Here is a 23,728-nt window from a genome sequence, read left to right as displayed (position 1 = left end):
TTTCAGCCCTCCGAGGGGGCGAGGCGCTCGAGCACTGCCTCTGTGGACTTGAGCAGGTCGTTCCAGGACGCCGCGAACTTCTCGACGCCCTCGTCCTCCAAAAGCTGGACCACGTCGTCGTACGAGATCCCGAGCTTCTCGACCGCGTCGAGCTCGGCGCGGGACTGCTCGTACGTACCGGCGATGGTGTTTCCGATGATCTCGCCGTGCTCTTCGGTGGCCTCCAGGGTGGCCTCCGGCATGGTGTTCACCGTGTTCGGCGCGACCAGGTCGTCGACGTACAGGGTGTCCTTGTACGCCTTGTCCTTGACGCCGGTCGAGGCCCACAGCGGGCGCTGCTTGTTGGCCTGCGCCTTGTCGAGGGCGGCCCAGCGGTCGGAGGAGAAGACCTCCTCGTACGCCTGGTAGGCGAGCCGGGCGTTGGCGAGAGCCGCCTTGCCGCGGACGGCCTTCGCCTCGGGGGTGCCGAGTGCGTCGAGCCGCTTGTCGATCTCGGTGTCCACGCGGGACACGAAGAAGGACGCCACGGAGTGGATCTTCGAGAGGTCCAGGCCGCGCTCCTTGGCCTTCTCCAGGCCGGCGATGTAGGCGTCCATGACCTCGCCGTAGCGCTCCAGCGAGAAGATCAGCGTGACGTTGACGCTGATCCCGAGGCCGATGGTCTCGGTGATCGCCGGGAGGCCCGCCTTGGTGGCCGGGATCTTGATCAGGGTGTTGGGACGGTCCACCAGCCAGGCCAGCTGCTTGGCCTCGGCGATCGTCGCCTTGGTGTTGTGCGCCAGACGCGGGTCGACCTCGATCGACACGCGCCCGTCCTGGCCGCCGGTCGCGTCGAAGACCGGGCGCAGTATGTCGGCGGCGTCACGGACGTCCGCCGTCGTGATCATGCGGATCGCTTCTTCGACAGTGACCTTGCGGGCGGCGAGGTCCGCGAGCTGCTGCTCGTAACCGTCACCGCTGCTGATGGCCTTCTGGAAGATCGACGGGTTGGTGGTGACGCCCACGACGTGCTGCTGGTCGATCAGTTCGGCCAGATTGCCGGACGTGATCCGCTTGCGCGACAGGTCGTCCAGCCAGATCGCGACGCCTTCTTCGGAGAGGCGCTTGAGTGCGTCTGTCATGGAAATTGCATCTCCTACGTGTCGTATATCAGCGTCAGCGCTGGGCTGCGGCGATCGATTCCCGGGCGGCACCCGCGACATTCTCGGCAGTGAAGCCGAATTCGCGGAAGAGCACCTTGCCGTCGGCCGAAGCACCGAAGTGCTCCAGCGAAACAATCCGCCCGGCGTCCCCGACGAACCGGTGCCAGGTCAGACCGATACCGGCCTCGACGGAGACCCGCGCCTTGACCGACGGCGGCAGGACGCTGTCCCGGTACCCCTGGTCCTGCTCCTCGAACCACTCCACGCATGGCATGGACACGACTCGCGTCGGGACGCCCGCGGCCTGCAGCTGCTCGCGCGCCTCGACGGCGACGTGCACCTCGGAGCCGGTGCCGATGAGGATGACCTCGGGCGTGCCGCCCTCGGCCTCGAACAGTACGTAACCGCCCTTGGCGGCATCCTCGTTGAACTCGTACGTCGGCACGCCCTGACGGGTCAGCGCGAGGCCGTGCGGGGCGCCCTTGCCGAACACCTTCGTGTAGCGCTTCAGGATCTCGCGCCAGGCGATCGCGGTCTCGTTGGCGTCCGCGGGACGGACGACGTTGAGGCCGGGGATCGCGCGCAGCGAGGCCAGGTGCTCGACCGGCTGGTGCGTCGGACCGTCCTCGCCGAGGCCGATGGAGTCGTGCGTCCACACGTATGTGACCGGCAGGTGCATCAGCGCGGAAAGGCGCACGGCATTGCGCATGTAGTCGGAGAACACCAGGAAGGTGCCGCCGTAGACACGGGTGTTGCCGTGCAGCGCGATGCCGTTCATCTCCGCGGCCATGGAGTGCTCGCGGATACCGAAGTGAATCGTGCGGCCGTACGGGTCGGCGCCCGGCAGCGGGTTGTCGGCCGGCAGGAACGAGGAGTTCTTGTCGATCGTGGTGTTGTTCGAACCGGCCAGGTCGGCGGAGCCGCCCCACAGCTCGGGGATGACCGCGCCGAGCGCCTGGAGCACCTTGCCGGACGCGGCACGCGTGGCGACGCCCTTGCCCGCCTCGAAGACCGGGAGCTTCTCCTCCCAGCCGGCCGGCAGCTCGGTCGCGGCGATACGGTCGTACTCGGCGGCGCGCTCCGGGCTGGCGGTGCGCCAGGCGGCGTAGCCCTTCTCCCACTCGGCCTTGGCCTCGCGGCCCCGGTCGAGGGCCTGGCGGGTGTGCGCGAGAACCTCGTCGGTGACCTCGAAGGACTTCTCCGGGTCGAAGCCGAGGACACGCTTGGTGGCCGCGACCTCGTCGTCGCCGAGCGCCGAGCCGTGCGCGGCCTCGGTGTTCTGCGCGTTCGGCGCGGGCCAGGCGATGATCGAGCGCATCGCGATGAAGGACGGCTTGTCCGTCACCTTCTTCGCGGCCTCGATCGCGTTGTAGATGGCGTGCGGGTCCAGGTCGCCGTCCGGCTTCGGGGCGACGCGCTGCACATGCCAGCCGTACGCCTCGTACCGCTTGACGGTGTCCTCGGAGACGGCCGTCTCGGTGTCGCCCTCGATCGAGATGTGGTTGTCGTCCCACAGCAGGACCAGGTTGCCGAGCTTCTGGTGCCCGGCCATCGAGGACGCCTCCGCGGAGATGCCCTCCTGGAGGCAGCCGTCACCGGCGATGCAGTAGATGAAGTGGTCGAACGGGGACTCGCCCTGGGAGGCGTCCGGGTCGAACAGACCGCGCTCGTAGCGCGAGGCCATCGCCATGCCCACGGCGTTGGCGACACCCTGGCCGAGCGGACCGGTCGTGGTCTCTACACCGGTGGTGTGCCCGTACTCGGGGTGACCCGGCGTCTTGGAGCCCCACGTACGGAAGGCCGTCAGATCGTCCAGCTCCAGGCCGAAGCCGGCCAGGTAGAGCTGGGTGTACAGGGTCAGGGACGAGTGGCCCGCGGACAGCACGAAGCGGTCGCGTCCTACCCAGTCGGCGTCCGCCGGGTCGTGCCGCATCACCTTCTGGAAGAGGGTGTACGCGGCAGGCGCCAGGCTCATCGCCGTACCGGGATGGCCGTTGCCGACCTTCTGTACGGCATCGGCGGCCAGGACGCGGGCGGTGTCCACGGCCCGCTGGTCCAACTCGGTCCACTCGAGGTCTGTGGTGGTCGGCTTGGTGCTCACCCTGGGTCAGGGCTCCTCTCCACATGTCACGCATGTCGAATGCCGGCGCACTGGGCGCCCACCGGCGGTGTTGAGCCTACCCCCGTAAGTACGTGCGTTTTTTCGACTCATTCCAGACTGCCGGGACTCTTCGGGATCCGCCTCCCGACTGGCCCGTTCCGTGTTCGGCAAGTGAATACGGAGCCGCTCGTAAGAGTGCTCAATCGAGTGCTGCTCGGCTCTTCCAGCGGTGCTGCTCAACACGACCCCACCCCCGCGAATGTCGGGGTCTGGGCAACGTCTACAGTGGCGTGGTACGCGCGAGCCTTTACGGGGAGTTCACACCGGGGGGCTTGCTGGGATGTCTCTGTCAGGGGTGTGCGTGACGGCCGTCGAATCCCGTCCAGCGGGGGTGCTCGAGTCGAGCAGCAGCCGGGGCCAGCGGCCGTTCGGGGCCCGTGTCAAAGCGTTCGTGGCGCTGACCAAGCCGCGCATCATCGAACTGCTGCTGATCACCACAGTCCCGGTGATGTTCTTGGCCCAGCAGGGTGTGCCCGACCTGAAGCTGGTGCTCCTCACCTGCCTCGGCGGCTATCTGTCCGCGGGCGGCGCCAACGCGCTGAACATGTACATCGACCGTGACATCGACGCCCTGATGGAGCGCACCTCTCAGCGCCCGCTGGTCACCGGCATGGTCAGCCCCCGCGAGTGCCTGGCCTTCGGCATCACGCTGGCGGTCGTCTCGACGCTCCTGTTCGGCCTGACCGTCAACTGGCTGTCGGCATGGCTGTCGCTCGGAGCCCTCCTCTTCTACGTCGTCGTCTACACGATGATCCTCAAGCGCCGTACGTCGCAGAACATCGTGTGGGGTGGCATCGCGGGCTGTCTGCCGGTGCTCATCGGCTGGTCGTCCGTCACGAACTCCATGTCGTGGGCGCCGGTCATCCTCTTCCTCGTCATGTTCTTCTGGACGCCGCCGCACTACTGGCCGCTGTCCATGAAGGTCAAGGAGGACTACGCGCGCGTGGGCGTGCCCATGCTGCCGGTCGTCGCCGGTAACAAGGTGGTCGCCCGCCAGATCGTCATCTACAGCTGGGTGATGGTCGCGGTCTCGCTGCTGCTCACCCCGCTCGGCTACACGGGCTGGTTCTACACGCTGGTCGCGGCCGCCGCCGGCGGGTTCTGGCTGTGGGAGGCGCACGGTCTGCAGAACCGCGCCAAGGCCGAGGTGACGGGCGGCAAACTCAAGGAGATGCGGCTGTTCCACTGGTCGATCACCTATGTGTCGATCCTCTTCGTGGCCGTCGCGGTGGACCCCTTCCTGCGCTAGGGCCTGATGGCGGGCGGGGTGCGTGGTCAAGGCCACGCACCCCGCCCGTCGCCGTTTGATCTACTCGTCGGTAGCATCCTGACCATGGCAGACACCCAGCAGGATGACGAGACGACCGGCGCCACCCAGGACGCCAAGGCCGAGCGCAAGGCCGCCAAGCTCGCTCAGCAGATCTCCGCCTTCTCCAAGGCGCACGGCGGGGCCGAGGGACAGGTCGCGTACATCGGACAGAAGGGCGCCCGGATCGTGCTCGTCGGCGAGGACGGCGGCTGGGGCGACCTCGTGGCGCCCACCTACGCGATCGCCGAGGAAGCCGTGAAGAAGTCCGGGATCACTGTTCACGAAGCGTTCGACGGCGAGTTCGCGGCGAAGGTGAAGACGGGTCCGTACGAGTGGACGCGTATGGCGGGAATCCAGGTGGGCGGCCCGAGCAACGCCTGAATCCGAGGTCAGGCGAGTGTCCGCAGGGGCGCGGGGGTGTGACCCACGCGGCTCCGCGGGGGCACGACCAGCCACGGACGGTCCGCGGCGACCAGCCACGGACGGTCCACCGATTCCCGACTTCCCGCACCCCCCGAACCGCACAAACGGCGGAACGCCTTCGCACCGGGTGAGGGGAAGCAACACCTGACACCCGCTTCACCCGTTAGGACCTGAGAACGCACGGTCCAGTCGCGGGGAGTCCGGATGATCGAAACGCCGTCCCTGGTGGACCAGTACTGCCACGGCGTACTGAGGACGGAGCTGGGCCTCGGCACTTTCGAGGCCCACCTCGCCAGAACCGAGGGCCCACCGGCCCCCGGCACCACCTTCTTCGACACGCAGACCGGTTTCGCCGTACGCCGCTGGTGTCCGCCGTTGCTCGGTCTGGAGCCGCACTGTCCGCCCGCCCGCTATCTGGCCCGGCGTCGTGAACTCGGCGTACTGGAATCGGGCCGCAGGCTGTTGCGCGGCAGCGGCATCACGACGTATCTCGTCGACACCGGTCTGCCCGGCGATCTGACGGGGCCGGGCGAGATGGCCTCCACGGGAGCCGCGGAGGCGCACGAGATCGTCCGCCTGGAGCTCCTCGCCGAGCAGGTCGCCGACACCTCCGGCACCGTCGAGTCCTTTCTCGCCAATCTCGCCGAGTCCGTCCACGGGGCCGCCGCGAACGCCGTCGCCTTCACCTCCGTGGCGGGGATACGGCACGGTCTCGCGCTCGCGCCCGAGCCGCCGGGACCGGGCGAGGTGCGGGGCGCGGCGGGCCGCTGGCTGGCGGACCGTCGGGTGGGCGGACCGCTCAGCGACCCCGTCCTCCTGCGCCATCTGCTGTGGATCGCGGTGGCCTCGGGGCTGCCCCTCCAACTCCACGCGGGACTCGGCGAGCCCGGACTGCGCATCGACCGCACCGACCCCGTCCTGCTCACCGACTTCGCCCGCGCGACGGCCGGCCTCGGCACCGACCTCGTCCTCCTGCACGGCTACCCGTACCACCGGCACGCGGCCCATCTCGCCGGGGTCTTCCCGCATGTGTACGCCGATCTGGGCGCGGCCCTGGTCCGTACGGGAGCGCGGGCGGCCGCCGTGCTCGCCGAGATCCTGGAGCTGGCGCCCTTCGGCAAGCTCCTGTTCTCCAGCGGGGCACACGGCCTGCCCGAACTTCATGTGGTCGGGGCACGCCTGTTCCGCGAGGCGCTCGCACGGGTGCTCGGCGCCTGGGTCGCCGAGGGGGCCTGGTCGTTGGCCGACGCGCAGCGGGTGGCGGGACTGATCGCGGCGGGGAACGCGCGACGGGTGTACGGGGTGGAGTGACGGGTGTACGGGGTGGAGTGAGGACCGTCAGACTCTGACCCCATGACCGATGACGCCACAGCTCGTCTCCTCGACCGCTTCCTCGCCGAACTGAGGGACCTTGCCCCGGTCGCCCTGTGGGCGCACGGCTCGCTCGCCGGCGGCGACTACCAGGAGGGGCGCAGCGATCTCGACCTGATCGCGGTCCTGGCGGGCCCGGTCTCGCTCGGCACCGTGCGCAAGGTGGTGCGGCTGCACCGGCGGCTGCGTGCCGACGAACCGCTCGCCGACCAGCTGCACTGCAGCTATGCGACGCCGGACACCGCGGCCGGCGCGGAGCGGTCGTACCTCACCTGGGCGCACAACCACCTCATGAAGCGCCCGGTCACCCCGGTCACCCGGCGGGAACTGCATGCCTTCGGACTCGTCCTGCACGGCAAACCGCCCGAGGACCTCGTCCCGCCCACCCCGGACCGCGAACTGAACGCCTTCGTCGTGCGGGACCAGAAGGACTTCTGGCGGCCCGCGGTGCGCAAGGCCCGGCTCTGGAAGCAGAACGTCTGGGTCGACCTGGGGATGGTCACCTTCGCCCGCGCGACCGTCACCCTGCGCGAGGGCCGCCTGATCTCGAAGCGGGAGGCCTTGGAGGCGCTCCCCGCACTGGGTGCGCCCGTCGATGTGGTCGCAGACATCAGGCGGCGGCGATACGAGGACCCCGTGCCGCCCACGGAGCAGTGGACGGCGCGCCGGGCGGAGCTCACGAGGGCGTATCTGGGTCCCGCCATCGACGGCCTTGTCGCCGCCTATGAAGGACTCACGCGCGCGTGAGCGTCGATTCCGTCGAAGGACCGGGGAGGTCCGCCACGACGCCCGGGCGTTCGCGCAGCGCCAGCAGCACGCGCAGCACCGCGATCCACACCAGGCAGGAGCCGAGCATGTGGAGGCCGACCAGGGCCTCGGGGAGGTCCGTGAAGTACTGGACGTAGCCGATGCCGCCCTGGGCGAGGAGGACGAGGAACAGGTCGCGGGTGCGGTTCAGCGGGCCCTTGGGGGCGTCGACCGCCTTCAGGACGAACCACAGGGCGAAGGACAGCGTGACCACGATCCAGGCCAGCACGGCGTGCAGCTTGGCGACGTTCTCCCAGTTCACGTGCATGCGGTCGACCTCGCTCGAGTCGCCCGCGTGCGGTCCCGCACCGGTGACGACCGTGCCGACCGCGATCAGCAGCACGGCGGCGGCGACCAGGAACCAGACCAGTTGCTGCACCGACTTGCCGACGAGTGGACGCGGTTCGGCGTCGCCCTCGCGGGTGCGCTGCCACATGAGCGTCGCGACGGTGATGAGCGCCGTGGAGAGCAGGAAGTGGGCGGCGACCGTGTAGGGGTTGAGGCCGACCAGGACGACGATGCCGCCGAGGATCGCGTTGCTCATGACGATCCAGAACTGGGCCCAGCCCAGCCGGGTCAGGTCCCGCCGCCACGGCTTCTGCGAGCGAGCGGCGATGATGGCCCAGCCGACCGCCGCGCACAGTACGTACGTCAGCATGCGGTTGCCGAACTCGATGGCGCTGTGGACGTCCATCGCGCTGGTGGGGGTGAGCGAGCCGTCGGTGCACTCGGGCCAGGTCGGGCAGCCCAGGCCCGAACCGGTCAGCCGCACGGCGCCGCCGGTGACCACGATGACCACCGACATCACGAGCGCGGCGAGGGCCGCGCGCTGCACCGTCCGGGGCGTCGGGGTCCAGCGTTCGGCGATGAGGACGAGCGGGTTGCGCACCGCGCGCAGGGCGTCGGCTCGGGTCACGTTTGGCACGCGCCCCATCGTAAGGGGCCGCTTGTGCACGCCTTCACGAGGGGGAGGTCTCTACTCCCACCGGAAGAATCGGGCGGCGGCTCCGAGCCCCACGACCGCCCACACGGCGAGGATCCCGAGGTCCCCCCACGGCATCCCGGCACCGTGCTGGAGCACATCCCGCAGCCCGTCCGAGAGCGCCGAGATCGGCAGCAGGCCGAGGACGTCCTGGGCGCCGGCGGGGAACTTGTCCATCGGGACGATCACGCCGCCGCCGACCAGGAGCAGCAGGAACACCAGGTTGGCGGCGGCCAGCGTCGCCTCCGCCTTCAGCGTGCCCGCCATCAGCAGGCCGAGGCCCGAGAACGCGGCTGTCCCCAGAACCAGCAACAGCAGCACAGCCAGCGGATTGCCGTGCGGCGACCAGCCCATCGCGAAGGCGATCACCGTCAGCAGGATCACCTGCAGAGCCTCCGTGACCAGCACGGACGCCGTCTTCGCGGTCATCAGGCCCCAGCGGGGGAGCGGGGAGGCGGCCAGCCGCTTGAGCACGCCGTAGCGCCGCTCGAAGCCCGTCGCGATCGCCTGGCCGGTGAATGCCGTCGACATCACCGCGAGCGCGAGGATGCCGGGGGCCAGGAAGTCGACCGCCTTGCCCTTGCCCGTGTCGACGATGTCGACCGAGCCGAACAGCGCCAGCAGCAGGGTCGGGATGACGACCGTCAGGAGGAGCTGCTCGCCGTTGCGGAGCAGCATCTTCGTCTCGAGGGCGGCCTGCGCGCCGATCATGCGGGGCAGCGGAGCCGCACTCGGCTTCGGGGTGTACGTACCGGCGATGGTCACGAACGCAGCTCCTTGCCGGTCGGTTCAAGGCTGTGCTTTCCCAGGGGACGCCGCAGCCGACTGCGGCGGCGCCGCGGGCCGGACCCCCGGCCGAAAGACGGGTGGGCCGGACTCATGAGCGCAACTCCTTGCCGGTGAGCTCCAAAAACACGTCTTCGAGAGTGTGACGCTCGACGGAGATCTTCTCCGGCATCACCCCGTGCTGCGCGCACCAGGACGTGACCGTCGCCAGCAGCTGCGGATCGACCTTGCCGCCCACCCGGTAGGCGCCCGGCGTCAGCTCGGCCGCCGTGCAGTCCGCCGGGAGGGCCTTCAGCAGGGACCCCACGTCGAGCCCCGGGCGACCGGTGAACCGCAGGGTGTTCTCGGCGCCGCCGCGGCACAGCTCCTCGGGGGAGCCCTGGGCGATGACCCGGCCCGCGTCGATGATCGCGACATCGTCGGCGAGCTGCTCGGCCTCGTCCATGTAGTGCGTGGTGAGGATGACGGAGACGCCGTCGGCGCGCAGATCGCGGACCAGGTCCCAGGTGGCGTGGCGGGCCTGCGGGTCGAGTCCGGCGGTCGGTTCGTCGAGGAAGACCAGTTCGGGGCGGCCGACCACGGCCATCGCCAGCGCGAGGCGCTGCTGCTGGCCGCCCGAGAGCCGCCGGTACGTCGTGCGGCCGCAGCTGCCGAGGCCGAGCCGTTCGATGAGCGCGTCCACGTCCAGCGGGTGGGCGTGCAGCTTGGCGACATGGCGGAGCATCTCGTCCGCCCGTGCGCCCGAGTAGACGCCGCCGGACTGGAGCATCACGCCGATGCGGGGGCGCAGCGCCGAGGCCTCCCGGACCGGGTCGAGGCCCAGGACGCGCACCGAGCCCGAGTCCGGTCTCCGGTACCCCTCGCAGGTCTCGACCGTGGTCGTCTTGCCGGCGCCGTTGGGTCCGAGTACGGCGGTGATGCCCGCCTTGGCCACCAGGTCGAGGCCGTCCACCGCGGTCTTCGTGCCGTACCGCTTCACCAGGGCCTGGACCTGGACCACGGGCTCGCTTCGCATGAGGCGCAAGTCTAAGGACGCTGTCGAGGGTCGGGGGCGCCGGGTCCCGCATCCACGTACAGGTCCCGTGGCCGGTGCAGCGCCAGCCACCGCTCCGCGTACGCCACCGCGTCGGCCACCGGGAACAGCCGGGCGTCGGCCGCGCCCACCGTGCCCCGCACGACGGGGCGGTCCCGTTCGAAGTCGGAGCCCAGCTCCTCGAACATCTCGGAGGTGATCGACACCTCGCGGACCACCTCCCAGCCTCTCGGGGAGGGGCGCCCCACCTCCACGACGGGCGACGGGATGCGGTACTCGGCCAGATGAAAACTCGTACAGGTGTCGTAGCCCGCGCCGAGCAGCAGGACCCGGGCGCCGTCGGCCTCCAGGCGGGCCAGCGGGCTGCGCTCGCCGAGGCGGCAGTCGGGCGCGTGCCCCTCGGTGATCGCCGCCGCGCGCGGGCCGAGTGCCGCGAACGAGGTCTCCGGATGCGCGCTGCGCAGGGCTCCGGGCCAGTTCCGTACGGTCTCCGGGATCACGCCGACCCCGCGGGAGGGCGTCACGCGCGGGTCGTAGGCGGGCATCGTCACCCGAATGGTCGACCACCACTCCTCGGGTACGGGCGGGTTGCTCCACAGGGCCGGGTCGGAGAGGTCGCCGGACTGGGTCGGGACCACCAGGGTGCCCTCGGGACCGAGTGCGTCGAGCAGTCCCTGCACGACGGCGACCGGGCCGCCGTTGACCCAGCCGAGGGAGCTGAGGGAGGAGTGCACGAGAAGCGTTTCTCCCGGGTGTATGCCCAGCGAGAGAAGGTGTGCGGCGACTGTGTCCCGAGTGACGAGTGGGCCGGTCGGAGGGAGTGTCGGCATGGTTCGGCAGTCTCCCCGAGAGCCAGGTCGGCCGCCACCGAATTGATCGATCAAAGATCATTCCCGCAGGTCACATTAGGTATACCTAAGTGATGCAGCGCACCGTCCACCCCTCAGGACGCGGCTTGTCAGGTTCTGAGGAATTACGCAACAATGGCGTTGTGAAAAACGTTGGCGAGGCTCGGGAGACCCCCATGGGTACCCCCCAGGAGGAGCTCGCGACCGGGGAGCGGTCCACCCGCAACCGGGTCGCGCGGTCCATCCTGGACCACGGCCCGTCGACCGTGGCCGACCTCGCGGGACGTCTCGGACTGACCCAGGCCGCCGTACGCCGTCATCTCGACGCACTTGTCGCCGACGACGTCGTGGAAGCGCGTGAGCAGCGGGTCTACGGAGCGCGTACGCGCGGCCGTCCCGCCAAGGTGTTCGCCCTGACCGACTGCGGCCGGGACGCCTTCGACCAGTCCTACGACAAGCTCGCCGCGGACGCCCTGCGCTGGATCGCGGCACGCGAGGGCGGGGACGAGGCCGTCGTCGCCTTCGCCCGCGCCAGGATGGCCGCCCAGGCGATCGCGTATCGCAAGGCCGTCGAGGCCGCCGACCCCGGGGAGCGCACGGAAGCGCTGGCCAAGGCCTTGAGCGTGGACGGGTACGCTGCTACGGCGCGCAGCGCACCGGTCGGCGAGCAGCTGTGCCAGCACCACTGCCCGGTCGTCCATGTCGCCGAACAGTTCCCGCAGCTGTGCGAGGCGGAGACCGAGATCTTCTCCCAACTGCTCGGCACGCATGTCCAGCGGCTGGCCACCATCGCCCACGGCGACGGCGTGTGCACCACGTTCATCCCCAAGATTTCCAAGAACACCGATAACACTTCTGCAAGCACGGCCGGGAGGAACCCCGCATGACTCTCCCCACGGAGACTGCTCACCCCGAACTCGAGGGTCTGGGCAAGTACGAATACGGCTGGGCCGACTCCGACGAAGCCGGCGCCTCTGCGAAGCGCGGTCTGAACGAGGACGTCGTCCGGGACATCTCGTCGAAGAAGAGCGAGCCGGAGTGGATGACCAAGCTCCGCCTCAAGGGTCTGCGCCTCTTCGAGAAGAAGCCCATGCCGAACTGGGGCTCGGACCTGTCGGGGATCGATTTCGACAACATCAAGTACTTCGTACGCTCCACGGAGAAGCAGGCGGAGTCCTGGGAGGACCTGCCCGAGGACATCAAGAACACGTACGACAAGCTCGGCATCCCGGAGGCGGAGAAGCAGCGCCTCGTCGCCGGTGTCGCGGCCCAGTACGAGTCCGAGGTCGTCTACCACCAGATCCGCGAGGACCTGGAGGAGCAGGGCGTCATCTTCCTGGACACCGACACCGCCCTGAAGGAGCACCCGGAGCTCTTCAAGGAGTACTTCGGCACCGTCATCCCGGTCGGTGACAACAAGTTCGCGTCGCTGAACACCGCCGTGTGGTCCGGCGGCTCCTTCATCTACGTGCCGAAGGGCGTGCACGTCGAGATTCCGCTCCAGGCCTACTTCCGCATCAACACGGAGAACATGGGCCAGTTCGAGCGGACGCTGATCATCGTCGACGAGGACGCCTACGTCCACTACGTCGAGGGTTGTACGGCCCCGATCTACAAGTCGGACTCCCTGCACTCCGCGGTGGTCGAGATCATCGTGAAGAAGGGCGCCCGCTGCCGCTACACGACCATTCAGAACTGGTCGAACAACGTCTACAACCTGGTCACCAAGCGCGCCGTGGCGTACGAGGGCGCGACCATGGAGTGGATCGACGGCAACATCGGCTCCAAGGTCACCATGAAGTACCCGGCCGTCTACCTGATGGGCGAGCACGCCAAGGGCGAGACCCTCTCCATCGCCTTCGCGGGCGAGGGGCAGCACCAGGACGCCGGCTCCAAGATGGTCCACATGGCGCCGAACACCTCGTCGAACATCGTGTCGAAGTCCGTGGCGCGCGGTGGCGGTCGTACGTCCTACCGCGGCCTGGTCGAGATCGGCGAGGGCGCGGCCGGATCCAAGTCGAACGTGCTGTGCGACGCGCTGCTCGTCGACACCATCTCCCGCTCCGACACGTACCCGTACGTCGACGTCCGTGAGGACGACGTGTCCATGGGCCACGAGGCGACCGTCTCCAAGGTCTCCGAGGACCAGCTCTTCTACCTGATGAGCCGTGGTCTGACCGAGTTCGAGGCGATGGCGATGATCGTGCGCGGCTTCGTCGAGCCGATCGCCAAGGAACTGCCCATGGAGTACGCCCTTGAGCTCAACCGGCTGATCGAGCTGCAGATGGAAGGCGCGGTCGGCTAACCCCGCCCCATCGGTCAGCACACGTCTTACTCAGAAAGCGAGCACTACGACAGCCATGGCTGAGGCTCAGAACATCCCGGTGGGATCCACCACCGCCGGCCAGATCGCGGTGGCCGCCGAGTCGACCGTCGCCACGCGCATGAGCGCGCCCCCGTCCTTCGACGTGGCGGACTTCCCGGTCCCGCACGGCCGCGAGGAGGAGTGGCGGTTCACCCCGCTGGAGCGCCTGCGCGGGCTGCACGACGGCACCGCGGTCGCGACCGGCGACGGCGTGACGATCGGCATCGAGGCGCCCGAGGGCGTCATCGTCGAGACCGTCGGCCGCGACGACGCCCGGCTGGGCAAGGCCGGCACCCCGGTGGACCGCATCGCCGCCCAGGCGTACTCGGCGTTCGAGAAGGCCGGTGTCGTCACCGTCCCCAAGGAGGCGGTGCTCACCGAGCCCATCCGCATCGCCGTGCACGGCGAGGGCGGGGTCGCCTACGGCCACCAGGTCGTGGAGCTCGGAGCCTTCGCCGAGGCCGTCGTCGTCATCGACCACACCGGTGACGCCGTGCTCGCCGCCAACGTCGACTACATCCTGGGCGACGGCGCCAAGCTCACCGTCGTCTCCGTCCAGGACTGGGACGACAAGGCCGTGCACGTGGGCCAGCACAACGCGCTGATCGGCCGGGACGCCACCTTCAAGTCCTTCGTCGTCACCTTCGGCGGCGACGTCGTACGCCTCCACCCGCGTGTGGCCTACGCCGGCACCGGTGGCGAGGCCGAGCTCTTCGGCCTGTACTTCACGGACTCGGGCCAGCACCAGGAGCACCGCCTCCTCGTCGACCACAACACCCCGCACTGCAAGTCGAACGTCGCCTACAAGGGCGCGCTGCAGGGCGACGGCGCGCACGCGGTGTGGATCGGTGACGTCCTCATCGAGGCCAAGGCCGAGGGCACGGACACGTACGAGATGAACCGGAACCTGGTTCTGACCGACGGCGCCCGGGTCGACTCCGTGCCGAACCTGGAGATCGAGACCGGCGAGATCGTCGGCGCCGGACACGCCTCCGCGACCGGCCGCTTCGACGACGAGCAGCTCTTCTACCTGATGGCCCGCGGCATTCCGGAGCACGAGGCCCGCCGTCTGGTGGTCCGCGGCTTCTTCGCCGGGCTGGTCCAGCAGATCGGCGTCGAGGACATCGAGGAGCGCCTCATCGCCAAGATCGAAGAGGAGCTGGAGGCGTCGGTCGCATGACCACCTTCGTACGCGTCTGTGGGCTGAGCGAGCTGGAGGAGGACACCCCGAAGCGGGTGGAACTCGACGGCACGCCGGTCTCGGTCGTGAAGACCGAGGGGGAGGTGTTCGCGATCTACGACGTCTGCTCGCACGCGAACGTCTCGCTCTCCGAGGGCGAGGTGGAGGACTGTCAGATCGAGTGCTGGTTGCACGGCTCCAGCTTCGACCTCCGCACCGGCAAGCCGTCCGGCCTTCCCGCGACGCGCCCCGTCCCCGTATACCCCGTACAGATCGAAGGGGACGACGTACTCGTCTCCCTCACCCAGGAGTCCTGAGGAACCCATGGCAACGCTTGAAATCCACGACCTGCACGTCACCGTCGAGGCCGACAACGCCACGAAGGAGATCCTCAAGGGCGTCGACCTCACCGTGAAGCAGGGCGAGACGCACGCCATCATGGGCCCCAACGGCTCCGGCAAGTCGACCCTCGCCTACTCGCTCGCGGGCCACCCGAAGTACACGATCACCAGCGGCACCGTCACCCTCGACGGCGAGGACGTCCTGGAGATGTCCGTCGACGAGCGTGCCCGCGCGGGCCTGTTCCTGGCGATGCAGTACCCGGTCGAGGTCCCCGGCGTCTCGGTCTCCAACTTCCTGCGCACCTCGGCCACGGCCGTGCGCGGTGAGGCTCCCAAGCTGCGCACCTGGGTGAAGGAGGTCAAGGAGACCATGGAGCGCCTCTCCATGGACCCCTCCTTCGCCGAGCGCAACGTGAACGAGGGCTTCTCCGGCGGTGAGAAGAAGCGCCACGAGATCCTTCAGCTGGAGCTGCTCAAGCCGAAGATCGCGATCCTCGACGAGACCGACTCCGGCCTGGACGTCGACGCCCTGCGTATCGTCTCCGAGGGCGTCAACCGCGTCCGCGAGACCGGCGAGGTCGGCACCATGCTGATCACCCACTACACGCGCATCCTGCGCTACATCAAGCCCGACTTCGTCCATGTCTTCTCCGCCGGCCGGATCGTCGAGTCCGGCGGCGCCGAGCTCGCCGACAAGCTGGAGAACGAGGGCTACGAGGCTTACACGAAGGGTGGCGTATCCGCGTGACACAGCTGCCGGGCCTCCTCGACACCGAGGCGATCCGCAAGGACTTCCCCGTCCTGGACCGACTGGTCCACGACGGCAAGAAGCTCGTGTACCTGGACAATGCGGCGACCTCGCAGAAGCCGCGCCAGGTGCTGGACGCCCTCAGTGAGTACTACGAGCGCTACAACGCCAACGTCCACCGCGGTGTGCATGTGCTCGCCGAGGAGGCCACGGCGCTGTACGAGGGCGCGCGCGACAAGGTCGCCGCGTTCATCAACGCGCCGAGCCGCGATGAGGTGATCTTCACCAAGAACGCCTCCGAGTCGCTCAACCTCGTGGCCAACATGCTCGGTTGGGCCGACGAGCCCTACCGGGTCGACCACGAGACCGAGATCGTCATCACGGAGATGGAGCACCACTCCAACATCGTTCCGTGGCAGCTGCTGTCGCAGCGCACGGGCGCGAAGCTGAAGTGGTTCGGCCTGACCGACGACGGCCGTCTCGACCTCTCGAACATCAACGAGATCATCACGGAGAAGACGAAGATCGTCTCCTTCGTGCTGGTGTCGAACATCCTGGGCACGGTCAACCCGGTCGAGGCGATAGTCCGCCGGGCGCAGGAGGTCGGTGCGCTTGTGTGCATCGACGCCTCGCAGGCCGCGCCGCACATGCCGATGGACGTGCAGGCACTGCAGGCCGACTTCGTGGCCTTCACCGGCCACAAGATGTGCGGTCCGACGGGCATCGGTGTCCTCTGGGGCCGCCAGGAACTCCTGGAGGACCTGCCGCCGTTCCTCGGTGGCGGCGAGATGATCGAGACCGTGTCGATGCACTCGTCGACGTACGCCCCGGCCCCGCACAAGTTCGAGGCGGGTACCCCGCCGATCGCGCAGGCGGTCGGTCTGGGCGCGGCGATCGACTACCTGAACTCGATCGGCATGGACAAGATCCTCGCCCACGAGCACGCGCTCACCGAGTACGCGGTGAAGCGGCTCGCCGAGGTCCCCGACCTGCGGATCATCGGCCCGACCACGGCCGAGGACCGCGGCGCGGCGATCTCGTTCACGCTGGGTGACATCCATCCGCACGACGTGGGCCAGGTCCTGGACGAGCAGGGCATCGCGGTCCGGGTCGGCCACCACTGCGCCCGCCCGGTCTGCCTGCGGTACGGAATTCCTGCGACCACGCGAGCGTCGTTCTATCTGTACTCCACGCCGGCCGAGATCGACGCACTGGTCGAGGGCCTGGAGCACGTCCGGAATTTCTTCGGCTGAGGAGCGGCTGAGACGTGAAGCTTGATTCGATGTACCAGGAAGTCATCCTGGACCACTACAAGCACCCGCACGGGCGGGGCTTGCGGGATGGCGATGCCGAGGTGCACCACGTCAACCCGACGTGCGGCGACGAGATCACGCTGCGCGTGAAGTACGACGGCGAGCGGATCGCGGACATCTCGTACGAGGGCCAGGGCTGCTCGATCAGCCAGGCCTCGGCCTCCGTGCTGAACGAGCTCCTGGTCGGCAAGGACGTGTCCGAGGCGCAGAAGATCCAGGAGACCTTCCTGGAGCTGATGCAGTCCAAGGGCCGGATCGAGCCGGACGACGCGATGGAGGAGGTGCTGGAGGACGCGGTCGCGTTCGCCGGTGTCTCCAAGTACCCGGCCCGGGTCAAGTGCGCCCTCCTGAGCTGGATGGCGTGGAAGGACGCGACCGCCCAGGCCCTGGGCGAGAGCGCCGAGAGGAAGACGGCATGAGCGAGAACGAGACCCTGACGACGAAGCCGGCCTCCGAGGAGGAGATCCGTGAGGCGCTGTACGACGTCGTCGACCCCGAGCTGGGCATCGACGTCGTCAACCTCGGCCTGATCTACGGCATCCACATCGACGACGCGAACATCGCGACGATCGACATGACCCTGACGTCCGCGGCCTGCCCGCTCACCGACGTCATCGAGGACCAGGCCAAGTCCGCCACGGACGGCCTCGTCAACGAGCTGCGCATCAACTGGGTCTGGATGCCGCCGTGGGGCCCGGACAAGATCACGGATGACGGTCGCGAGCAGCTTCGGGCGCTCGGCTTCAACGTCTGAGTATTTCGGTACGCCTTGGTCTTCCGCACTTGGCGATGGGCGACACCCCCGACTGGGGGTGTCGCCCATCGCTTTGTGCGGTGATGAGCGGTCAGGGACCGTCGGGCACGGTCACGCGCGGTCCACGGAGACCTGGAGATAGGCCAGTACGGCCAGTACGCGGCGGTGGTCGTCGGGGGAGTCGAGGAGGCCGAGCTTGCCGAAGATGCTGCGGACGTGGCCTTCCAGGGTTTTCGGGCTCATGTGGAGCCGAGCGCAGATGCCCCGGTTGGAGCGGCCCTCGGCCATCAGGCGCAGAACCTCGCTCTCCCGTTCCGTCAGCTTCGGCAGGGGTGAGCGGGGGCGAGGGCGGCCCAGCAGGCGGGTGACGATGGCCGGGTCGACCACGCACTCCCCGTCGGCGATCCGGTGCAGGGCGTCCACCAGGACGATCACATCGAGGATGCGGTCCTTGAGGAGATAGCCCGCGCCGCCGGGGTGCTGTTCCAACAGGCGTACCGCATACGTGGACTCGAGGTGATGGGAGAGGAGCAGGACCCCGACACGCGGGTGCTTGTGGCCCAACTCCCTTGCCGCCACGAGGCCTTCGTCCGTGTGGGTCGGTGGCATTCTGATGTCGACGATCGTCACGTCCGGGTCGGTGACCGCCACGGCGTCGAGCAGCTCGGGTACGGTGCCCGCCTTGCCGACGACGTCCAGACCCGACTCGGTGAGCAGCCGTTCCAGCCCCTCGCGCAGCAGCACTTCGTCGTCCGCGATCACCACGCGCAGAGGGGTCTTCAGCATGGGATCTCCACACGGATCGCGGTGTGCGGGGGTTCGGGGGCCGTGACCGTGCCGTCGAGGGCGCCGACCCGGTCGGCGAGGCGCAGAAGGTCGAGGCCGTGGCAGCCGTCGAGCGCGACGAGCAGTCGACCGTCCGTGACGTTGGCACTCACCGCGGTGGCGTGGTGCGCGACCGCCTCGGCGATGGTGAAGTAGGCGGCCGCTTCGACCGCTTGGCCGAGTCGCCGCCCGGGCAGGGCCGTCACCTCGACCGGTGACTGCGTCTCCTCCAGGAGTGCGCCGACGGCGGCTGAGAGGCCTTCATCGGCCAGCACGGCCGGGAAGAGCCCATGGGCCAGAGCACGCAGCGCCGCCACCGCCGCGCGCAGCCCGCGCTCCGCCTCGTCGGCCTTCGTGGACGCCGCGACGGCACCCGCGCGGGCCAGGCGCAGCGTCAACGCCAGGGCCAGCAGGCGCTGTTGGGCACCGTCGTGCAGATCGCGCTCCAGCCGACGGCGCTCGGCGTCACCGGCCGCGACAATCCGCGCCTGCGAGGCCCGCAAGTCGCCCATCCGCGCGGCCAGTTCGGCGTGCAGCCGCTCGTTGTCGAGGGCGAGCCGGGAGATTCTCGCGATCTCCTGGGCCGGGCCCAGACCGGGTTCGGAGAGCAACTCGGGGCGATGGCCGAGGAGCGCGAGAGTGTGGTTGCCGCGGACCAGTTCGGTGACCGTGGTGGGGGCGGGGGGTGTGTCACCCGAGGCGCTGACGGGGTCGGGGGGACGAGCTCGCCGCGCGAGTCTGGGCGGAGGGACCGAGGAAGGAGCCGCTTGGTCCCCGAGCGGGGCGGGTTCGTCCCCGAGCGAGGCAGATTCGTCGCCGCGCACGGCACCGCGCGGGCCCGTCGCGCCGCGGCGCGAGGACGACGACTGGTCAAGGTGGGGGACCGCTCGGCCGCCGTGCGGGCGGGGCAGGCCGGTCGGGCGCCCTTGCGCGTCGACCAGCCTGCCGTCCGCCAGGGGATACGCGAGTGTCAGCGAAGGGTCACCGAGGAGCCGGGCGAGGGCGTCGCGCAGGCCGCCCGGTGCCGGGGCGGCGGCCAGTTCCACGACCAGGTCGGCCAGGGCGTCGCGGGTCCGGCGCTGCTGGAGCCACGGCCAGGCCGCGGCGGCCGCGAGCAGCAGCAGTGCCACCTCCTGGGCCAGCCACAGCCGACGGTCGGTCGGGTCGTTGCTCAGCATGTGCCGCGGCAGGCTGTGCGCGTAGTCGGCCGCGACCAGAGCCAAGTACACGGCGCCCACGGCCCACATCGGAGCGGCGAGCCGACGGAGCGCGGGGGAGGACCGGACGGCGCGCCACCCCAGCAGTACGACGAGGACGCACGGCCAGGTGGCGCCGACCGCGATCCCGGTGCGGCCGAGCGCGTCCAGCGTGCCGGGGCTCGCGACGATCAGCAGACCGTTGCCCGGGCACTCCACGCAGCCCGCACCCCAGGGGTCGTACACGACCGCCTGGAGCAGTCCGAGACACAGCACGGCGTTGGCGTACGCGAGCAGGATCACGCCGCGTACGGTCCTGGAGCCGGTCCGTCCGGACGGCTGGGACAGCACCGCGTGGGCCACGAGGGGTGGTCCGGCCGCGTACAGCACGAGTCCCGCGGAGAACGCGGGTGTCCAGGTGATGCCAGGGTTGGCCCATTCGGCGAGGAACGAGCCGGCTCCCGCGGCCCCGAGCAGCACACCACCGCGGTCGTCCGGGCGGCGCAGCCGCGCGATCAGCCCGATGGTCAACAGGCCCCAGCCCGCCGCGAGTTCCAGCGCGGCCAGTTGCGGTGTGTCGGCGATGGCCTGCCCCGGGCGGGCCCGGACCAGCACGAAGGTGGCCGGTCCCAGTGCGAAACCGGCCACCCAGAGCGGGAGTTGCACGGCGGCTGCCCGTGTCATGGCTGCATGGTGGCAGCCGTGCGGGATCCGGGCCAGCCTCAGTCGACCGTGGATGTCATGCCTTTGCAGGACACAGTGGGCTCGGCCGGTATGTTCCGCACCAGTGACGTGATGGCGTCGAGGTACTCCTTGGTGCGCCGGTCGCGGGCCAGCTCGTCGTACACCGGCTGAACGGCCTTGCGTAGCGAGGCCAGTTGGGACGGGGACGCGGCGGCGAACTTCTGACCGCGGCGGCAGAGATTCCCCACGGACTCCTTCTCGTGCGAGCGCAGCACCGCGGCAGAGCCGGACACGGCCTGCTGTCCCGCCTTGCGAAGCGCATCCTGCTGGTCGCCGCTCAGCCGTTGGAAGGCCTTGGTGCCGGCGACCAGGGCCACCGGCCGCGGCCACAGCACGACATTGGCCGACGCGATCATGCCGTTCTTGTCGTACCGGTTCCCGTCGACCGAGGCGAGCTGCTGTTCGTACCCACCGAAGGCGTCCACCGACCCGCCCGCCGCGAAGGCCACCGGCTTCGCGCCGAGCGCCCGCAGCGTGGCGTCCGCGACCTCGGACTGCTGCTCGCCGATCGTGCGCCCCTTGTAGTCGGCCGGCCCGAGCAACGCCGTACGTGCGCCGAGCGGGCGACGCAGCGTGCCGGGCAGCAGACCGATCGCGGTCAGCCCGTCGCCGTCGATCTCCCGCACCATGCGCCGCGCCACCGGGGCGGCGAGCACCTTCTCCTCGGCGTCATAGCCGGTGATCAGCAGGGGAGCGGTCAGCGCACGCAGGGCGCGGGCCCCCGTGGAGTCGAAGGCGCGGCTGCCGAGAGCGGCGAGGTCGACCCTCCCCTGCCTGACGTCGTCGAGAAGTCGGGTCTCGAAGTCGGGTCCCTCCTGATGGTGGGCGTCCGTCTCCACCCGGATGCGGATCGATCCGTGGGACAGCAACTTCACGTTGAGGAGGAAGGAATCGAACTCCTCGGACGTGCCCATGGGCGTCGCCAGGGTCAGCTCGACCGGCTTGGCCGCGCTGTGGCCACCGGCCTTGTCGGCGGCGGCCGAGCCCGAGCAGCCGGTGGCGGCGAGCAGGACGAGTCCCACCACCGCGCTCAGCGCACCACTGGTGGCCGTACGGCGTGCGCGCATGACGTCACGCCCCCTTTCCGCTGGTCGTCCACTGCTTCGGCGGTGGGCAGTTCTTGCTGAAGTACCTGTCGGACGGGGTCCCACTGATCCGGTGCCATGGCTTGCTGAGGAAGTTCTCGGGCGAGATCGCGCCCTTCCCCTTCGACAGCGTGAGCGTGTCCCGATACACGCTCATCCCGAACGTGAACAGCTCACCGGGCTTGTTGTAGGCGTTGTGGGGTGCCTTGGTGAAGCCTCCGTCGATGATTTCCCAGTCGAAGTACCGGCCGTGGAAGCGGACTTCTCCGTACGCCCATGTACAGGCGTCCTTGTTCTCCTGGGTGAAGGCGAGCCGGTCGCCCTTGAAGACGTAGACCCACTTTCCGTAGTTCTCCGGGACGTCCTCGTCGGGTGATCCGGCCTTGACGAGGTCGGCGTGGGTGGTCGTCACCGTGTAGACACCGCTCGGCCGGACGGACGGAACCCCCGACCGCCCGTCCGGCCCCCCTGCGGACTGTGCCTTCTCCCCGTCGGAACAGGCCACCGCCGTGACGAGCGTCAACCCCGCGATCAGCGACCAAGCCGTCGCCCTGACCCTGTTCATGCCCGCCGTCCCCCTTTGCCCCGCCCCGCGCTACTCACCCGGGGCCGACTGTTCCGACCTGTTACGACGGTACGGATCGGACACTTCGCGCACACCAGGGCCAGCCCCCGAATCCCGTGCCCCCGCCCCCAGGGCTATCCCTTGGGGAATCCGTGCGAACAGCCGTGTGCCCCCGCCCGCCGCGTCGTGGACGCGCAGCGTGCCGCCGAGCGCCTCGGCCCGGTCGGCGAGGCCGCGCAGCCCCGTGCCCAGCTCCGGCCGCGCCCCACCCGTGCCGTCGTCGCGCACCTCGACCTCGACCCCGCCGTCCGGCCGGGCGGCGATTCGCACGCTCACCCGGCCGGCGTGCGCGTGCTTCACCGCGTTGGTGAGCGCCTCGCAGCAGATGAAGTACGCGGCCGCCTCCACCGCCGGGTCGAAGCGGCCCTCCGCCACGTCGAGGGTGAGCGGCAGCGGACACTGGGCGCTCTGCTCGGCGAGTGCGGCGGCCAGACCGTCGCGGACCAGCGTCGCGGGGTGGATGCCCCGCGCGAACTCCCGCAGCTCGGCGTGGGCCGCCCGCAACGCGTCGAGCACGGGCCCGGCCCAGTCGCCGGACCCGGCCAGCACGTCGGCGACCCGGTCGAGCCGGTGCAGCACATCCTCGTCCAACTGCCGTTCCAGCCTGCACCGTTCGGTGTCGGCAGCCTCGACCAGCCGGCGCCGCGAGGACTCCAGCTCGGCCAGCCGGCCGCGGATCTCCGCCTGGAGCCGCGCGTTGCTGACCGCCAGCCGGGCCACCGCGGCGACGGCGGACAGCAGGACACGGTCGTGCGGCATGGAGCCGTCGTGCACCAGGACCGCGAGCGGCCTGCCGTCCTGGTCGAGCGGGGTCACCACCCGGCCCGCCCCGGTGGGCGGCAGCCGTACGGGGCGCCCCGCCTCGTCGACGTACCCGCGCAGTTCGGGCACCCAGTAACCGAGCTCCAGCCGGGGGTCGCCCAGCACCGGGGCCAGCCGGGCGCGCAGCGGGCCGCCGCCGTCCGGCTCGCCCAGGTCGACGACGAGACGGGCGAGGGCGGCCCGTGCCGACCCGAAGAGCAGCACTCCGGCGCACAGCCCGCCGCCGACCACCGCGACGACCAGCTCGTACGTCCGCAGCACCGGGAGGTCGCCCGCCACGCCCGACCGGCGTGCCACCACGCCCCACAGCACCGCGCCTGCCAGGAGGACCGCCGCCGCGACGGAGACACCACGGGCCCGGCGCTCATGCGCCCCGGCCGTCGTCGCGCGCAGCCGCAGCGCCGCGCCGCCGACCAGAGCGGCGACCTCGACGACGGCCACCGCGTCGATCCTGGTGAGCGGATAGAGCGCGGTGCAGCAGGCGACCATGGCGGGGCCGAGCACCGGCGCGAGCGTTCTGAGGTTCGTCCGCGGGCCGAGCTTCGACGCCATCGCCCGGAGCCGCCCCGCCGAAGTGGGGGACGGCGTGACGGTCGAGGGCCGTTCCCCCGATGCCGACGGCAGCGTGTCCTTCCGCGCCCGGGCCGCCACCCCGTGCGCCGTCCCGACCGACCCCAACCGCACGCCCGGGTAGGTCAGTACCAGAAAGAACAGCACCCCCCGGTGGACGAACACCGCCCACCCCACCACATCACCGAGGAACCAGCAGCCCCCGCACACGATCAACAGCAGGCCGGCCCGTCGCCGCCCGCACACCGCACCGCTCGCGAGCAGCGCGCAGCCGGTGAAGACGTCCCAGCCGTCCACG

Annotated in this window: 23 protein-coding genes; 12 read left to right on the top strand and 11 right to left on the bottom strand. The window is 69.9% G+C overall.

Annotated elements, in window-relative coordinates:
- Positions 1–2 precede the first annotated feature (2 nt).
- Positions 3–1,121, bottom strand: a complete 1,119-nt coding sequence (tal, locus tag IEY95_RS20715; RefSeq protein WP_189187559.1) for a transaldolase — start codon at positions 1,119–1,121, stop codon at positions 3–5.
- A gap of 34 nt (positions 1,122–1,155) precedes the next feature.
- Positions 1,156–3,243: a transketolase gene (gene tkt, locus IEY95_RS20710; protein ID WP_189187558.1), complete on the bottom strand. Its 2,088-nt coding sequence runs from the start codon at positions 3,241–3,243 to the stop codon at positions 1,156–1,158.
- Between the two features lie 355 nt (positions 3,244–3,598).
- Between tkt and IEY95_RS20705 the strand changes: the two genes are divergently transcribed.
- The 4 genes from IEY95_RS20705 to IEY95_RS20690 all read left to right on the top strand — a co-directional run bounded on the left by IEY95_RS20705 (position 3,599) and on the right by IEY95_RS20690 (position 7,153).
- Positions 3,599–4,552 carry a heme o synthase gene (locus tag IEY95_RS20705; protein ID WP_189187786.1) on the top strand — a complete coding sequence of 318 codons (954 nt, stop codon included), beginning with the start codon at positions 3,599–3,601 and terminating at the stop codon, positions 4,550–4,552.
- 84 nt (positions 4,553–4,636) lie between these two features.
- On the top strand, positions 4,637–4,993 hold the full coding sequence (locus IEY95_RS20700) for a hypothetical protein (RefSeq protein ID WP_189187557.1): 357 nt from the start codon (positions 4,637–4,639) through the stop codon (positions 4,991–4,993).
- Positions 4,994–5,239: 246 nt separating this feature from the next.
- Positions 5,240–6,346: an amidohydrolase family protein gene (locus IEY95_RS20695; protein WP_189187556.1), complete on the top strand. Its 1,107-nt coding sequence runs from the start codon at positions 5,240–5,242 to the stop codon at positions 6,344–6,346.
- 42 nt (positions 6,347–6,388) lie between these two features.
- Positions 6,389–7,153, top strand: a complete 765-nt coding sequence (locus tag IEY95_RS20690; protein WP_189187555.1) for a nucleotidyltransferase domain-containing protein — start codon at positions 6,389–6,391, stop codon at positions 7,151–7,153.
- Here the strand turns inward: IEY95_RS20690 and IEY95_RS20685 are convergent.
- The 4 genes from IEY95_RS20685 to IEY95_RS20670 form a co-directional block, all read right to left on the bottom strand.
- On the bottom strand, positions 7,140–8,147 hold the full coding sequence (locus tag IEY95_RS20685; protein ID WP_189187554.1) for a COX15/CtaA family protein: 1,008 nt from the start codon (positions 8,145–8,147) through the stop codon (positions 7,140–7,142). The two genes, IEY95_RS20690 and IEY95_RS20685, sit on opposite strands and share 14 nt — an antisense overlap.
- 42 nt (positions 8,148–8,189) lie before the next feature.
- On the bottom strand, positions 8,190–8,906 hold the full coding sequence (locus IEY95_RS20680) for an ABC transporter permease (protein ID WP_229703216.1): 717 nt from the start codon (positions 8,904–8,906) through the stop codon (positions 8,190–8,192).
- 166 nt (positions 8,907–9,072) lie between these two features.
- Complete coding sequence (locus IEY95_RS20675) at positions 9,073–9,996, bottom strand: ABC transporter ATP-binding protein (protein WP_189187552.1); 924 nt, start codon at positions 9,994–9,996, stop codon at positions 9,073–9,075.
- An 11-nt stretch (positions 9,997–10,007) separates the two neighbouring features.
- Positions 10,008–10,844, bottom strand: a complete 837-nt coding sequence (locus IEY95_RS20670; RefSeq protein ID WP_189187551.1) for an AAC(3) family N-acetyltransferase — start codon at positions 10,842–10,844, stop codon at positions 10,008–10,010.
- Positions 10,845–11,005: 161 nt separating this feature from the next.
- Here IEY95_RS20670 and IEY95_RS20665 point away from each other — a divergent pair, with 161 nt between their 5' ends.
- The 8 genes from IEY95_RS20665 to IEY95_RS20630 are packed head-to-tail and all read left to right on the top strand — an operon-like array spanning position 11,006 to position 17,563.
- Complete coding sequence (locus IEY95_RS20665; protein ID WP_189187550.1) at positions 11,006–11,749, top strand: helix-turn-helix transcriptional regulator; 744 nt, start codon at positions 11,006–11,008, stop codon at positions 11,747–11,749.
- Positions 11,746–13,167: a Fe-S cluster assembly protein SufB gene (gene sufB / locus IEY95_RS20660; RefSeq protein WP_189187549.1), complete on the top strand. Its 1,422-nt coding sequence runs from the start codon at positions 11,746–11,748 to the stop codon at positions 13,165–13,167. The genes IEY95_RS20665 and sufB overlap by 4 nt, the downstream gene beginning before the upstream one ends.
- Before the next feature lie 55 nt (positions 13,168–13,222).
- Positions 13,223–14,407: a Fe-S cluster assembly protein SufD gene (sufD, locus tag IEY95_RS20655; protein ID WP_189187548.1), complete on the top strand. Its 1,185-nt coding sequence runs from the start codon at positions 13,223–13,225 to the stop codon at positions 14,405–14,407.
- Entirely contained in the window at positions 14,404–14,724 is a 321-nt protein-coding gene (locus IEY95_RS20650) for a non-heme iron oxygenase ferredoxin subunit (RefSeq protein ID WP_189187547.1), read from the top strand. Before sufD ends, IEY95_RS20650 begins: the two co-directional genes overlap by 4 nt.
- Before the next feature lie 7 nt (positions 14,725–14,731).
- Positions 14,732–15,496, top strand: coding sequence for a Fe-S cluster assembly ATPase SufC (sufC, locus tag IEY95_RS20645; RefSeq protein WP_189187546.1), 765 nt, complete (start codon positions 14,732–14,734; stop codon positions 15,494–15,496).
- Positions 15,493–16,749, top strand: a complete 1,257-nt coding sequence (locus tag IEY95_RS20640) for a cysteine desulfurase (protein ID WP_189187545.1) — start codon at positions 15,493–15,495, stop codon at positions 16,747–16,749. The genes sufC and IEY95_RS20640 overlap by 4 nt, the downstream gene beginning before the upstream one ends.
- Positions 16,750–16,763: 14 nt before the next feature.
- A complete protein-coding gene (gene sufU / locus IEY95_RS20635; RefSeq protein WP_189187544.1) occupies positions 16,764–17,228 on the top strand; it encodes a Fe-S cluster assembly sulfur transfer protein SufU in 465 nt (154 codons plus the stop codon).
- Positions 17,225–17,563: a metal-sulfur cluster assembly factor gene (locus tag IEY95_RS20630; RefSeq protein ID WP_189187543.1), complete on the top strand. Its 339-nt coding sequence runs from the start codon at positions 17,225–17,227 to the stop codon at positions 17,561–17,563. Before sufU ends, IEY95_RS20630 begins: the two co-directional genes overlap by 4 nt.
- Positions 17,564–17,674: 111 nt before the next feature.
- On the opposite strand, the gene IEY95_RS20625 is transcribed toward IEY95_RS20630, so the two are convergent.
- The 5 genes from IEY95_RS20625 to IEY95_RS20605 are packed head-to-tail and all read right to left on the bottom strand — an operon-like array spanning position 17,675 to position 23,727.
- Complete coding sequence (locus tag IEY95_RS20625; RefSeq protein ID WP_229703179.1) at positions 17,675–18,349, bottom strand: response regulator transcription factor; 675 nt, start codon at positions 18,347–18,349, stop codon at positions 17,675–17,677.
- Positions 18,343–20,268 carry a histidine kinase gene (locus IEY95_RS20620; RefSeq protein ID WP_189187542.1) on the bottom strand — a complete coding sequence of 642 codons (1,926 nt, stop codon included), beginning with the start codon at positions 20,266–20,268 and terminating at the stop codon, positions 18,343–18,345. Before IEY95_RS20620 ends, IEY95_RS20625 begins: the two co-directional genes overlap by 7 nt.
- Before the next feature lie 38 nt (positions 20,269–20,306).
- The gene (locus IEY95_RS20615) at positions 20,307–21,395 is read right to left on the bottom strand and encodes a TRAP transporter substrate-binding protein (RefSeq protein ID WP_189187541.1); all 1,089 of its coding nucleotides are present in this window, start codon (positions 21,393–21,395) and stop codon (positions 20,307–20,309) included.
- A gap of 4 nt (positions 21,396–21,399) precedes the next feature.
- The gene (locus IEY95_RS20610) at positions 21,400–21,978 is read right to left on the bottom strand and encodes a hypothetical protein (protein ID WP_189187540.1); all 579 of its coding nucleotides are present in this window, start codon (positions 21,976–21,978) and stop codon (positions 21,400–21,402) included.
- A 30-nt stretch (positions 21,979–22,008) separates the two neighbouring features.
- Entirely contained in the window at positions 22,009–23,727 is a 1,719-nt protein-coding gene (locus IEY95_RS20605; protein WP_189187539.1) for a sensor histidine kinase, read from the bottom strand.
- Between the last annotated feature and the right edge of the window lies 1 nt (position 23,728).

Origin of the sequence: Streptomyces albiflavescens, from assembly GCF_014645835.1 — a bacterium.
In the GTDB taxonomy this organism is placed as follows: Bacteria; Actinomycetota; Actinomycetes; order Streptomycetales; family Streptomycetaceae; genus Streptomyces; species Streptomyces albiflavescens.
Note: the sequence above shows the minus strand (reverse complement) of the source record. Positions and strands in the feature narration are given on the sequence as shown.

Bases quoted from the DNA above. Each gene is read 5' to 3' on its own strand.
- tal (WP_189187559.1), bottom strand. From the start codon at position 1,121: ATGACAGACGCACTCAAGCGCCTCTCCGAAGAAGGCGTCGCGATCTGG.
- IEY95_RS20700 (WP_189187557.1), top strand. From the start codon at position 4,637: ATGGCAGACACCCAGCAGGATGACGAGACGACCGGCGCCACCCAGGAC.
- IEY95_RS20695 (WP_189187556.1), top strand. From the start codon at position 5,240: ATGATCGAAACGCCGTCCCTGGTGGACCAGTACTGCCACGGCGTACTG.
- IEY95_RS20690 (WP_189187555.1), top strand. From the start codon at position 6,389: ATGACCGATGACGCCACAGCTCGTCTCCTCGACCGCTTCCTCGCCGAA.
- IEY95_RS20685 (WP_189187554.1), bottom strand. From the start codon at position 8,147: ATGGGGCGCGTGCCAAACGTGACCCGAGCCGACGCCCTGCGCGCGGTG.
- IEY95_RS20680 (WP_229703216.1), bottom strand. From the start codon at position 8,906: ATGATCGGCGCGCAGGCCGCCCTCGAGACGAAGATGCTGCTCCGCAAC.
- IEY95_RS20675 (WP_189187552.1), bottom strand. From the start codon at position 9,996: ATGCGAAGCGAGCCCGTGGTCCAGGTCCAGGCCCTGGTGAAGCGGTAC.
- IEY95_RS20670 (WP_189187551.1), bottom strand. From the start codon at position 10,844: ATGCCGACACTCCCTCCGACCGGCCCACTCGTCACTCGGGACACAGTC.
- sufB (WP_189187549.1), top strand. From the start codon at position 11,746: ATGACTCTCCCCACGGAGACTGCTCACCCCGAACTCGAGGGTCTGGGC.
- sufD (WP_189187548.1), top strand. From the start codon at position 13,223: ATGGCTGAGGCTCAGAACATCCCGGTGGGATCCACCACCGCCGGCCAG.
- IEY95_RS20650 (WP_189187547.1), top strand. From the start codon at position 14,404: ATGACCACCTTCGTACGCGTCTGTGGGCTGAGCGAGCTGGAGGAGGAC.
- sufC (WP_189187546.1), top strand. From the start codon at position 14,732: ATGGCAACGCTTGAAATCCACGACCTGCACGTCACCGTCGAGGCCGAC.
- IEY95_RS20630 (WP_189187543.1), top strand. From the start codon at position 17,225: ATGAGCGAGAACGAGACCCTGACGACGAAGCCGGCCTCCGAGGAGGAG.
- IEY95_RS20625 (WP_229703179.1), bottom strand. From the start codon at position 18,349: ATGCTGAAGACCCCTCTGCGCGTGGTGATCGCGGACGACGAAGTGCTG.
- IEY95_RS20620 (WP_189187542.1), bottom strand. From the start codon at position 20,268: ATGACACGGGCAGCCGCCGTGCAACTCCCGCTCTGGGTGGCCGGTTTC.
- IEY95_RS20615 (WP_189187541.1), bottom strand. From the start codon at position 21,395: ATGCGCGCACGCCGTACGGCCACCAGTGGTGCGCTGAGCGCGGTGGTG.
- IEY95_RS20610 (WP_189187540.1), bottom strand. From the start codon at position 21,978: ATGAACAGGGTCAGGGCGACGGCTTGGTCGCTGATCGCGGGGTTGACG.